The organism is Bacillus sp. JJ783 (assembly GCF_036963225.1).
Taxonomy (GTDB): Bacteria; Bacillota; Bacilli; order Bacillales; family Bacillaceae_G; genus Bacillus_A; species Bacillus_A cereus_U.
In genome coordinates, this window is the sequence record NZ_JBALMG010000084.1 from 28,042 (window position 1) to 41,612 (window position 13,571).

Below are 13,571 nucleotides of genomic sequence, written 5' to 3' on the forward strand. Positions count from 1 at the left end.
GTTTTTCATTCTATTAATTACGAATTTAGCTTTATTTTCAGCATCATCTAACTCTTTATTTTTTTTATTAAGCTCTTCCTCTTCTTTTTTCTTTTTTTCTAGTTGAAGTTTTTCGTGAGCAACTTGATCTTGATGCTTTTTCCACATATCTATCATAGAGTACGTAAAGAGCAAAGCAATAATAGTTGCTACTATAAAAATCTGTTTCTTAAAACCCGGTATATCTTTATTAGATATAGTTATACTTTCATCCTTAATAGATTTAATATTTTCATTTTGGTTCAATACCTCTTGGTTATTTGGACCAAAAGCCTCACCACAATTACTACAAAACTTACTATTTTCATCATTAGCTTTACCACATTTAGAACAATATTTCATTAAGTATCCCCCTAAAATTAATATCTAAAAATATTAATTTTAGATATTGTAAATTGTTTTAAAATAATTTGACGAATACAATTATACATTATAAGGTATAAAAGGGGAATAAATAGAAAATGAGGGATATTTATGAAGAAAAGTATAGTTATATCACTTCTCGCTGCATCAGCACTACTTTTACAAGGTTGTAATAACACTTCAAGTAAAGCTAGTGAAAATAAACCTTCAGATGCTGAATTACAGTCTGTAAAAAAAGAGCGAGATTCATTAGAAAAAACGAATAACGAGTTAACAAAAAAGATTGCAGATTTAGAATCAAAAACAAATAAGGAACAAAAGACTTATAAACTGGATGAAAAATTAGCCAAGAAAATTTATAGCATTTATAAAGGATCTCCTTGGAATGATGATTTTTATAAAGGCGGTTGGACTTTTACTAAAGAATCCGATACAAAAGGTATAATTACTGCTGATCGTGGAGGTGGGCAACCTATCTATTTACTATCAAATTATGCTGTTATTTTTGAAACTGGGTTAGAAGATAGTATGGGCCAATTGAAAATAATCGATTTAAATACTGAAAAGATAATTGATCAATATCCAAAACAGGATAATACCGCTAGTAAAGAAAGTAATAAGGAAACCGTGCAAAAATCATCTTCAAAGGTTGATAAGGAGAAGTTAAAGAAGCAGCTAACCGATAAAACGTTTGTAGCTCCTTCATTTGAAGAAGGAGGGTATAAAGCTAAAGAACTTGATGCTGCAATGGAAGGTTATTTAATTTCTACTAAAGAAAAACCAGAAGATTACGAATTAGAACAGCTAGAAAATCCAAATAATGATGGAATGTCATTATTTGCATTAAGAAAAGATAATCATAATGGAAATATGTTTGTTGCTGGTCGTTATGCTGTAGATAAAAATGGTTATGTTTATGAATATGATTTCTTTGAACAGAAAGCGAAAGATACTCCTTTAACAAATTTATATATTGAAGAACTTCTCAACCAAAAAGACTAGTTTACTAGTCTTTTTGATTATCTCTAAATATTATTTACGTCTTTCTTTATAATACTCTTTGTTAAAGACTTTATCATATTTTGCTTGTCTTCTAGCATCTTTTTTAATCTCGCCTTCTTCTCTTGCTGCTCTCAGTCTAACATTTCCCCAAGCCCACATTCCGATACCAATTAGAACCAACAAAAAAGCAATTGATATGTAACCATCAAGTAAAAATACAAGTGCAAAGAAAAAAAAGACTACAGCAATAAGTTTGAATTTCATATGACCAAGCATCCCTATTCCCCTTCTTCCATTTTTTGATATATAAATATCATACCAAAAAATTACAATAAATAACAAATGTTGTTTTTAAACATACACAAATGATGGGTAGCCACGTAAGCACCTTACACAACTACCCATCATTTGTTTAATTACTACTTTCATACTGAGTTAGTCAACATCCGCATCATCCAAACGAATACGCACTACCTTCCCTTCCCCTAACCAAAATTCAATTGTTGTATGCAGTTTATGGTCAGCATAGCCAATAATAGTAGCCCCCTGTTCCGTCCGTTCATAATAATTCGAACCATACGAACTGATAACATCCTGCTTCGTACTACCAAGCCCGATCCCTTTTGCCGTCTTAAGGTCTGTATTTTCTCCAATTATTAAACGAACAATCTTCCCCTTCTCTTTTCCTTCCATAATCGAAGCCGTCTCTACTCCGTTCTTCCAAGAGTAATAATCATATAATACGTTCTCTTGCTTGCTGATAGGCTCACCATATTGTTCTCTAAAAGAATCTTTAGAAATATTATCATGAAGCTTCATCTTTCCAATCGATTCATTTGAAAGATCTGTAAAAGCAGTATGGCTATAATAATAACTTCGCCCATCTATAAAAGGGCCTAGTAATCTATAACCAATTACGCCTATTCCGACAACCAAAACAAGTAATATAATGATTCGCAACTTTTTTCTCAGCACTTAATTCCCCCCTTCCAAAAACCGCCCAAACTCCTTCAAAAATCTCAATTTAAAACTACCCACAGGCCCATTCCGATGCTTCGCCACATTGATCTCCGTCATCTCTTTCTGCATCGTTTCCTTATCATAATAATCTTCGCGATACATAAGCATAATGACATCCGCATCTTGCTCAATTTGTCCTGTCTCTCTTAAATCAGATAAAAGTGGTCGCTTATCTTGACGTGACTCTACGGAACGAGACAATTGCGACAATGCTACTATACAAACATTTAAATCACGCGCTAATAACTTAAGCTTACGAGAAATCTCACTAATCTCTTGAAATCGATTACCCTTATGCTTCGGATCGCCCGTAATAAGCTGCAAATAATCTACAATAACTAACAGCTTTTTATCACCGTGCTTCCTCTTTAACTTACGAGTCTGCATCCAAATATCTTGCATTGTAACGCCTGCCTTATCATAAATCTCAAGTGGCAACTCACCAATCTCCGCAAACGCCCTACTCACCTTTTCCCAGTCTTCTATCGTAAAACGATGCTTCGGATTTTTCAGCCTACCTCCTGACACTTCACCCGCACAAGACGCCAGCCTTTTTAGCAATTGCTTACTACTCATCTCTAACGAAAACAGCCCAACTGCCGCTCCAGACTTCGCCGCATGCAGTGCGATATTTAACGCAAACGCCGTTTTTCCCATAGAAGGACGCGCTCCAAGGACGACAAAATCCCCTTCCTGCAATCCGCACGTCATCTTATTTAGCGATGTATAACCAGTCTCAATACCAGTATTCTCTTTCGTATCTTGATGAAGCTCCTCATATAGCCCAACTAAAGCATCCTTCAAATCAAACTCACATACATAGTCCTTTTCCTCTAACTCACAAAGCGCCGTAATCGTCTCACCAATAATTTTCTCATTCTTCTCCGCAATAAGACGCTCTCCCATCTTGTGCCCGAGAACGCCAGCCTGATACATTTTCCACGCACCTCGAACAAGCCCCTCATAATAAGAAAAGTTGCTAGTTGTAGGCACACCCTCTATTAATGCTATAAAATACTCCATTCCCCCGATATTCTCCAAAAAATTAGGATTCATCCGAGAAACGAGCGTCACAAGATCAATTGGTTGCCCTTCATCTTCAATTTTTCGCATTAACCGAAATATAGACTTATGCACCGGCATAGAAAAATAATGCTCCGTCAAACGGCACTCCTTAATAAGCTCCCCATCAATTAATAGAGAACCTAACACCGTCTTTTCCGCCTCCACATTTTGAATACTCATGGACGCCACCCGCGTTCCGCTAAAAAGCGCTGCAACTCTTCCTCTGACAGTGCATTCTTCTCCCACTCCTCGCACCTCGTCAAAAACTCCTCCGTCTCCCCAGTACTAACAGACGACTCCTTCTTCCTAAACTGAGCCGTATCCGCCTCAACCTCCGACACTTTCGTAAATCCCTTCCCGTGCCAGCCACGCAAAATCCCCTTCACATAAGCAACCGTTCGCTTATTATTCTCAAACGCAATTTGAAGAGCCTTGAGCACAAGCTCCTCTGACAAATCAACCATCCACGCACTCAGTTCCTCTACCGCAAACGGAGACAAACTACCAAAATGTTGCTCGTAAAAAGAAAACACGCGACTTCCCGTCTCTTCCTCTATAACCTCTTCTTCCGCCTCTTCACAAACCGGATCAACATCATGAACGGCCAAATCACTCGGCATACCGAAATGAGCTAAAAGCATCGGAACATTCAGTTCCTCCTCTACGCACTTCTGAAGAAACATATGTACAAACTCCTTATTCTTCACACCCTTAAGCTCACGAAGCACACACTTCTCCACATTCGTATTCGTCACAGGATTATAACGAAGCCAATTTAAAACGTATAACTCCCTCGTATCCGCATCATAAAGAATCTTCCCATAATCAACAAAGCGCTGCACCAACTTATCAACAGTCTCCCTGTTATAGCCTGTCTCCATCTCAGCTAACCGCTTTGGAAACGGAAAAATCCCGCACTGCGTCGTCTTCGAACAAGTTAACAAATAAACATAAAAATACCGCTCCTCTGGCGTCAAATCCAAAACAAAATCATCCTGCCAAAAATTCACCTGCACATTACGATACACCGCCATCCAAATTCCTCCCGTCTCCATTCAAAAATGAATATTCCCTCTATGTACTATATATAGGAAGGAGGGGTGGGTTTTTGGCGTGTTATTTCAAAAATTTTTTTTGACTACTACTACGGTGTTTGTTGTTGTTTTTGTTTTGTTGTGTTTTTTCTTAGTGATTTATTACTTGGTAGGGGCTTGTAAGGGGCTTATGAGGGGCTAGTTATTGGTTACTTCGATTAGGAAGACTCGATCTGAGAAACCACCTCGTTCTTCTGCTTTCTTTTTACGGATGTTGTTGATTTCTTCTAATGTTACAACTCCTCTATCAAGTTGATCTTCGCACTTTCCTTAGAATAAAACCTCGCGAATAAAAAAGAAGACTTTGACAAAATCACTGCTTCACGTCTTAGTCTTCTTAATTTTTTATTGAATTGGTGGTACTTTAATCATCTTTATAGTTTGTTTAGATAATTCGCCTGTTGGTAATAAGAATTTCCCTCGAACGAAGCATTCTCCTTTACCTAAACCGTGGAGCAATACTTGGTCTCGTTTTTCTAAATACAGCTTCTCCGAAACACCTTTAAAATCACTATCAATTGGATGAAAGTAAATAGAGGTCGTAGCGTTTTCAAGAGCACTCATTTCTGCTGGCTTGAAATTAACAAACGATTGTGTTGCAAACCAAGCTGTAATACCAAATTTCCGTCCTTCACGAAGGATTTTATCCGAGGGTGAACCTGATTTAAAGCTTAAATTTTGCGCCTCATCTAGAACCACAGGCAGTGGTTGATCTTCGTTACCACGCTGTGCGTAATACCAAATTTCCCAAAGTAATAACTCTGTCATTAGCTTTTTAATATTATCCTGATCAAATCCATCAAACTGGATAATAGAGATTTGTCCTGCTTTTTTATAATAATTATCCCATGTAAATTGCTCATTATAGTCGAATGGATCAATATCAACAAATTGCTGGAGCTTGTTCACGATAGAAGCTAAAGTTGAGCTTGAAACGTCTTCTAATTCCTTTAACTCTAACAATAGTTTCTTCATTGTAAAAGCTTCTTCGTATTTATCAATTCCTTCTTTAATAGCCGTATAAATTGCATTCGCTTGTTGTGGACCAAAGTTAAATACCGATTCAAAAATAGCAGATACTCGTCCTGCTACTTCATACGATTTTTCAACACGGAAACCATGGTTCGTGTAAAATTCACGTCGTAAAAACGGATTAATTGGTAATTTATCATCATACACAATTCGTTCGTGAATACGATCACCCAAAACCTCAATAAATTTATCATCAAGCTTCGATTTGGTATAGCTCGCTGAATAGTCAATAATCACCGAAGATTGCCCTACTTCAGCCAATTGAAGTAGCATTGATTGAATAAAGTACGTCTTCCCTTCCCCTGAACGCCCACCAATGATTAAATGACGATTATTTAATTGTGGATGACCAAACTCCCAGTAAATATGTTGCTCAGTGGATTGAAGATAACCAAATAAAGGCCGAATTTCTTTAACTTGAGCCTTTAGTGCGGCAGATTGATTTATTTTCTCATTTTCTGTTTCTATCTTAGCCACTTCTTCTATTTCTTCTATACTAATTGCTGCAACTTCAGCTACAGCAGTTGCTTCAATCGTTTCAATTCCAATAGTATTTTTTATTGCTTCAACTTCTTCGATTGCTATTTTTTCTTTGGTTGTTTCAGAGTAGCCGCCAACCATATTAAATGAATGTATATTATTGTTATATAGCTCAGTTGGTACCTCTGAAGTGAGTGTATTTTCAACTAGTGCCGCTGGTGCTGTTAAATATTCTGGTAAATCCACAGCTTGTTTTTTTTCGCCTTGAAGTGGCTCAATTAAGATTACGTTGCTGTAATCATCCTTTTTCAGCTCTTCAATCGTCATCCCTATTGCTTTATAGGCAATTCTTTCCGGAATATCATAGACCGTTACATCATTATACGTATCCTTGTATTTAGCATGTGCCTCTTTTCTAAACGAAACAATAGCTCCAATATTGAATGCTGTCTGATGATCTTCCGTGACAACAAATTTATCATTTAATAATAATTCAATCGTTTTTTCATCTAGCTTATGGCTCTTTTCTGGCCAAAATGCATTCGCTTCCATTTTACGTGCATTAACAATGAATAATTTAGCAAAAAAATTACGTAGGAATTTCGCCTCAAATCCTGTATTCATCATTAGTTCCTGCTTTAAAACTTTTACTAAATTTGTTACTTGTTGTGTTCCCTTCTCAATTATTTGTTTTGAGTTATCGCCAATTTTCACTTCTATAGGATAAAGATGCATATAAAGCTGATTCTCATATCGCTTAATACCAATCATTAATAAATCATCACTCAGTGATCCTTTTTGACCTATTAATTTGCTTGAAAAAATGCCCTCTTTTTTATTCAATCGTATATTCCCCGCTACTCGAACAATTTCCTCCATTGAAATAGGCACCCATATAATATCTTGCTGTTCATTTAATTCAATCATCATAAACTTAATCGCTGCTACAATACTCATTTTTTCACGTTGATCATGTCCTATATCCTGTACTGCTCGTAATAACCATTCTCCGTTAAATGTGTTGAATGCCTTAATAACTTGGTTTAAGTTTTCTTTCGGGAAGGCAATTCCGTGTTTTATGAAGAATTCTTCAATCACGTTATAGTATTGTATTGATTTATTTGTCACTGTAATGGCATCATAATGATTCGATGAAGATAACTGGTCAGAATAATGCACAATCACTAAGTCTTCTGATGTTTCTTGGAAATATTCTAAATCAACCGCTGGATCAATGAAAACGAGCCAAATTGATTGATCATATAAATTCTTTAAAAAATCCTCATCATCTCTGTCAATATGTAAACAAAGCATTTCGTCTTTATGATAAGCATTTGTTCCTTTATTTCTACGGTTCGCACTTAGCTCATTAACTTTTGTAGCGAATCTAGTAAGTTGTGAGCGTTGCTCATTTGATCCACCTATACCAAATCCAATACGATAGCCTCCTTGTTCTGTACGTTTTGATGTTGGAGTGACATACAAACCGTCTAAATTCAGCGCATTCGGGGCTTGCTTTACATTTTGTGTTGAAACAGATTCTTTACTCAGCATTTTATAAAACTTTAAGTGACTATATTCAATTGGCTCACTAACTAATTTTTTTATAAAAACTAAATTTCTTTGAATAACTTGAAACACATCAATTGCATCAAAATTTGCCGTTTTACACTCAATGTCAAACTCTGTTTTAAGTTTTTCTGCCTCATCCATGGTATTAAATGATTCAAATGCTGTTAAATTATTTCCATCAGCGTAGTAGCCAACAATCTTAATACACGGTAACCCCTGTAATGATTTCCGGCGCTTTATTTCATGCTTAAACCACTGTACAACCCCTCGTAAAATTTCAATATCATTTTCTATATTAATAATATTGACTACAATTTCCGGCTCATTTGTTAATGAGAACAGATAATCATAATACTTAAAAAACTGCTTTAATTTCTCTTCCACGACTTGCGCAAGATATTTATTTGTCTCACCTATGGATACTTGAGTTTTCGGACGAAATTCATGCCATTCTGCTTGTAAGCTATTGGTGCTTGGCTTATAAACTTCATCTAATTCGTTTATTAAGTAAGGAATTGTATATGCCGCATTTAGTTTTGACAAGATGTGACGATTTACTTCACTACCTGCAAGTTCATTAGTTAACATTAATTGATAAACTACATTTAACGGAGAAAACGGTGTCATATATAGTACATCAAAGTCTTGTAATGTACCTAGGTATAAAATGTCACGCACTTCTTGAGACATATTTTCCGCTTCTTGAATGGAATCAATTGCTTCTATAAATGCTTCCACATACTCATTTGCTAGCACTGAAAGTTCCTCGTTATAAAAAGAGAAAGACGGGATTGTTTTGTTAACTTTAAAGTATTCTAAAAATGCGTAGTAACTCCCTGCTAAACGTTCAGGCATTGCAATTTCTTTTGCATGCAGTCCTAATAAATCCTTCTTTATAACATGCCAGCTCGCTTTCACCCACTGCTCTTCAATTTCATACAAATAGCGAAATTCTTTTTTTATTACTAACGGTTGGCCACCTATCATAATTCGCTGATTGAAACTTGTATAGTCAACATTTACTTTTTTAGACATCTTTCGCTGCCAAACTTGGAAGGCAGTCACAGGGAAAGAACTTAAACCTTCATCTTCAATTTCAATGATAAATTCTGCTTTTTCAATTTTTACTTTAAAAGCTAATTTAGATGTTTCTATATCTAATATATCTGGTGCAAATCGTAGCTTGAAACCCTCTTCAGGAATTTCAACTACTTCATCTTTATTTTGCAACTCAAATTCCACTTCCGGCTCTTCGCCAAATACTAAAAATTCGCTTTTAAGCTCTAGTATAAGATGCCCCTTTGTATTTAATGAAAAACTGTTCTCATGTGCTACTAAACTTCTCCTAGCAGCTGGTAGCACTAAGAACCTGAAGCTATAATCGCCTTTTGTCATATTCTCGTGCTTATAATCTGCTTTTACAAATGTTGAACCATCTTTTAGTTCAAGTAACACTTCAAGTGAATGCCCCATTGCTTTAGTGAACTTTTTAGATTTATCTTTGATATATTCTTGCTTTGTATTTGCCGTAAACGGTAGCTTAACTTTAAGTTGCTGTCCGGCCTTCGCTTCCGGGATAAAAATAACAAAATCATACGTGCGGATACGGGGTTCAATTTTCCAATATTCCTTCACTAAAACTTCCTTACCAGCACCTTCCACTCTCCAAATCTTTACTTCTTCTGGCTTATATGCAATCATTTTTAACGATTCAACTTTTTCCTTTGCTTTAATAATCTCTTCAAAGGTAAGCGAATCATCCTCTTTAAAAAGCTTTCTACCAATTGAGGAATCAAAATTTTCCTTTAATAAATCCTCACCATTTCCTAATTCACGAATACGTGTAATATCCTCGAATAGTGCTTGATTATCATTTAAACGCCTCTGAATTTTTCGTTCTTCATTTTTATATTCTCGAGAATTCCCCTCATATATATCACGTGTATTAATTAATATTTCCAACTGTGGATCTTGGAAAAAATTAATCATTTTAATGTCTTCAGTAGTCATTTCTTCTTGGTTCACCCAAGTCAATAATTCCTCAAAATCTAAAAACGAAACGTTTTGAATATAGTGTATATCATCTCTTTGCTCTAAATAGTTATACAGCATTTCCTTATTATGTTTGGGCAATTTACTATCAGTTATCATTGTTCGAATATTACCAACCATACTGGAACTATGTAGTGGGAACCCTTCCGCAGTTAAATTAACACTACCGCCGCGAATAGAATCCAGTTTCTTATTTGAAATCATTATAATTGAGGCATTTTTCCAATCACCTTGCTGTTCGCTCATCTTATTTCTTAATGTCACAATAAAATCCACATGTGTATTATCTAGTGTAGAAGCAATTACGAATTTGGCATCACCGTAATGTAATGCTATCGTCTTATATTCATTTGTGCCCTCAGGGCTTTCATACAAAAATACTGATGCCTCTTCTAACCTTTGTAATGCATCTACTACCCGCTTTATATACTCTTCAGAAGGTAATTCCATATAATAACGCCCAATTTCCTGATTTGACGCCTTATGCTTAAAAAACTTTCGAAGTTGTTCTGCAACTACTTTATAAAATGGACTTAACATATTGTGCATCCCCACTATCACTTTTTTTATCCAAATAATTTAATTTATCCAACAATTCTACTATTTCTAGTTTCGTATCATCATCAACAATAACACCTCGCTTATCAAATTCAATCCATAGCTGATTCAACTCAATACGCGGTTTACTTCCAACAGCAACAGCTGTTAATAATAATAATTGCTTCAAATTAAGCGCCAAAATTGTCCCTAATGACCCCCCATTTTTTCTATAAAACTTCGAAATAAAGGTGGTATAGGCTAATGCATAACGCGAGAAAATTTCCGCACTAATTTTACTACGAATTTTCTCAAACATATAGCGATATGCCTTATCGATATTCTGACCATTATATACTTCTAATTCATCTACCCCATGATAACGTTTAAATACTTCATTAACCCATTTATATAACGATTCTATGTATTCTATTTCTGCATCTTCCCCTGCTTCAGACAGTATTTTTTTATAATCATGGTAGTAAAGGTTTTCATCTGTTGTAAATGTGTTTAAAGCTAAAATATTAAGTAAATGCTCATGTGTATAGAAGTTCAAAATCTGATCTCTCACACGTAAAAAACCTTCCTTATAACCAAGCCTCCATTTTGAGGCCCTTTCCTGATTCATTAAAAATGGTAAACTATGTAGCTTTATTTCATCGAAATCACTAAACTTGTTTACTTGGAAAATAATTTGAGTCATCGCTATAAAGGTATAGTGAATAAATAAATCATCAATATGCTCAATCAAAAAACCTGGATTTTTGACTAAAGCTTTTATATCCTCTAAAAATGTTTCCTGATACTGTTTAAATAATACACGGAACGGTAGTTTTAAAGAGTTTTGCATCTTGGGAATTTCAAAATTCAAAATGTCATACATTAATCCCTCAGGTTGTAGTTCACTTAAAATATTTTGAATTTCATCGTGTTGATCGCGAATATAAATATCATAGAAAAACTGAATAATTTGCATTTGCCCTTTATATTCTGCTTTTTCCTCAGGTAATGCAATATACTTCATATTTTGAAAAGAACCCACATTATTCGCATCAACATTTCCTAATTCGTATGTTAAAAACTCTTCAAACATCGCTTTCGTTTCGTCAGAGTCATAATCCCCCGCATCCAAAATGCTATTAAAAAAGTTATCAGCTGTTGTAAACTCTAATGCTTCATTATCCACTAGACGTAATAATGCTGCTGTTACCGCTGAAAAACCATCTTTATAGCCTGCTCGATCACCCGTTCGTGAAGGTAATGGTAAAACCCGAACGTATTTTTTTCGTTCAAAGCTATATTTATCATTTTTATCTGTTACAAACTTTTGGATCCTCTCAAAATCTAATGTATATGTCATTATCTTACCTTCTCCACTTCAAATTTTACTGAACCAAAGCTAGGTTTTGTTATCAAATACTTTGACTTATCAGCACTTCTCACGATCATAACTTCGTCACTATCTTTTTCCACCATACTTAATAGCTGTTTATAAAAATCTTCAAATTGAATTGCTACATTCATTTCATTTTTATTTGGGCGATAGCCACCTTTTACTTTTAATAACAACTCATACAACCTTAAATCTAAGTTAAATATTGATTTGCAAAAGCCCAAGGTTATATAGTTATCAAATTGTAAAATCACTTCACTTGATGCCTGTTTACCAAATGATTCTCCCACATCCTCCCTTAATTTCAACTGGAATGCCAAGCGATGTGGTCGACTTAAATCATTCGATACAAAATAATAATTCGGTTGCGGCGATCCTTTCCATTTAATAAACGCTTCTTTCACAATAGTAAATAATTCTCCCATTAATTTTTTATCCCCTACATGGAAGCAGTATAGATACTTAGCAAAATCATGGAATGTTTCATATACAGTAGGTTCTGTTAAATCCTTCATTCGAATAATGAATTTAGATAGCTCTTGTAATTGATTCTTTTCAATCGCCTGCTTATATACATTTCGATAAATATTAGACTGCCAATCTACTTCACATTCATTGAAAATATTTTGAATAAATACTTGTTTTTCCGATAGCACATGTAAATTAGAAATTAACTCATCAGTTTCTTTTACACGTATGTGTAATGGATCTATTGTATAAATTTTTTCAAGTAACGGTGAACGATCAGGGTGATTAAATAAAAGATTTGGCAATGTATGCTCAATGCTAAATCCCGTTTTATTTTGATCTATTTCTAACTCCGATGGCACAATTACTGTAAAAATGAAGTTATAGAATGCTCGAGTAGATAGCATAATTTTATCTCGCAAAATTACATGATACACCTTCTCTAGTACACGGACACGAATTGTTTCATTTTGTAAAAGTTGATAGTTCGCATGTGCAATTGTCAAAACACCCGCCTCGATATCCTGCTTCCATGCCTTATAAATTGGATTATCGCTATTATCTTGTACAATCTTTGTGAAAATTGATTCTAGAAAAGGAGATTTCGGTCCATCAGATGTTAATGTAAAAACTCGTTCGTTTGCAAAATTGTATAGTTGAAACTTTTTATCGGGATTGCTATCAGTGAATAATGAATTTTCATTAAAAACACCATTATCATCAATAAATTGTCTTAGCTGTACAAATTGCCCTTTTTCCATTTGAGAAACATAAAAATTATGCATTACCCCAAGATTAATTGCTATAATTGTATGCTGAGTTGGGGTATGCCCATCATTAAATCCTTGTAAAACCTTCTCTAATGTTTCAATAGAAGATTCATTCGGACTGTATGATTCCGTCGCATCATTATGTACAAAAACATTTAAAAATAGAGACGAGTATGCTGACTTCAAATATGAAAGCAAATGTGACTTCCCATCACCAACAGACCCGCATAGTAAAATTAACTGTTTTTCATCCTGCTTCTCGAGACGCTTTAATGCTTCAACGATTTTATCTTCAATCGTACGCTTCGTATGCATATATTTAGTGAAAGATGAAAATGTATTTGTATGGATAACTGTCTCTTTTGATGAACTCTGTAACATTTTTATCTGATTTAAAAACTTTGATTCTGAATTTGGAACTATATTATTCATTACATCCCCCTTAGTTTCACTTATTATTATTTTACCATTGCCTGTTCATTAAATAGCAGCGAATAACAATTCAATTATTGAATTATTTATCAAAAAATGATTTTACATAAACTATTTTACTTCTGTAATTTATCTTATTAAAAAACATGTTCGGATTGTAAATCCCCATTATTAATAGCTTAAATATGTAGCGATAATTTAATCACTTCCTACATTTACAAATATTTGAATCCGTTTTTCAATTATGTTATC

General features: G+C 34.6%; 9 protein-coding genes and 1 pseudogene. 1 reads left to right on the forward strand and 9 read right to left on the reverse strand.

The window, feature by feature from the left end; translation table 11 throughout:
• A partial coding sequence (locus tag V7038_RS17850; RefSeq protein ID WP_335471184.1) for a zinc-ribbon domain-containing protein occupies positions 1–381 on the reverse strand: 381 nt, incomplete at its 3' end.
• A 132-nt stretch (positions 382–513) separates the two neighbouring features.
• On the opposite strand from V7038_RS17850, the gene V7038_RS17855 reads away from it, so the two are divergent.
• Positions 514–1,404 carry a hypothetical protein gene (locus V7038_RS17855; protein ID WP_204208893.1) on the forward strand — a complete coding sequence of 297 codons (891 nt, stop codon included), beginning with the start codon at positions 514–516 and terminating at the stop codon, positions 1,402–1,404.
• Between the two features lie 30 nt (positions 1,405–1,434).
• On the opposite strand, the gene V7038_RS17860 is transcribed toward V7038_RS17855, so the two are convergent.
• From V7038_RS17860 to dptF, 8 genes and pseudogenes are all read right to left on the reverse strand, one after another.
• Positions 1,435–1,680 carry a hypothetical protein gene (locus V7038_RS17860; protein WP_088077800.1) on the reverse strand — a complete coding sequence of 82 codons (246 nt, stop codon included), beginning with the start codon at positions 1,678–1,680 and terminating at the stop codon, positions 1,435–1,437.
• Between the two features lie 159 nt (positions 1,681–1,839).
• Complete coding sequence (locus V7038_RS17865) at positions 1,840–2,379, reverse strand: hypothetical protein (protein ID WP_335471187.1); 540 nt, start codon at positions 2,377–2,379, stop codon at positions 1,840–1,842.
• Complete coding sequence (dnaB, locus tag V7038_RS17870) at positions 2,380–3,669, reverse strand: replicative DNA helicase (protein WP_335471190.1); 1,290 nt, start codon at positions 3,667–3,669, stop codon at positions 2,380–2,382.
• A complete protein-coding gene (locus V7038_RS17875; RefSeq protein ID WP_283746985.1) occupies positions 3,666–4,523 on the reverse strand; it encodes a DnaD domain-containing protein in 858 nt (285 codons plus the stop codon). The genes dnaB and V7038_RS17875 overlap by 4 nt, the downstream gene beginning before the upstream one ends.
• A gap of 198 nt (positions 4,524–4,721) precedes the next feature.
• Positions 4,722–4,817, reverse strand: a pseudogene (locus tag V7038_RS17880) (nucleoside triphosphate pyrophosphohydrolase); the annotation flags it as partial.
• 111 nt (positions 4,818–4,928) lie between these two features.
• Positions 4,929–10,259 (reverse strand): DNA phosphorothioation-dependent restriction protein DptH, encoded by a 5,331-nt coding sequence (gene dptH / locus V7038_RS17885; protein ID WP_283746984.1) that lies wholly within the window; start codon positions 10,257–10,259, stop codon positions 4,929–4,931.
• A complete protein-coding gene (gene dptG / locus V7038_RS17890) occupies positions 10,240–11,616 on the reverse strand; it encodes a DNA phosphorothioation-dependent restriction protein DptG (protein ID WP_002201561.1) in 1,377 nt (458 codons plus the stop codon). The genes dptH and dptG overlap by 20 nt, the downstream gene beginning before the upstream one ends.
• A complete protein-coding gene (gene dptF / locus V7038_RS17895) occupies positions 11,616–13,319 on the reverse strand; it encodes a DNA phosphorothioation-dependent restriction protein DptF (RefSeq protein WP_335471193.1) in 1,704 nt (567 codons plus the stop codon). The genes dptG and dptF overlap by 1 nt, the downstream gene beginning before the upstream one ends.
• Positions 13,320–13,571 lie beyond the last annotated feature (252 nt).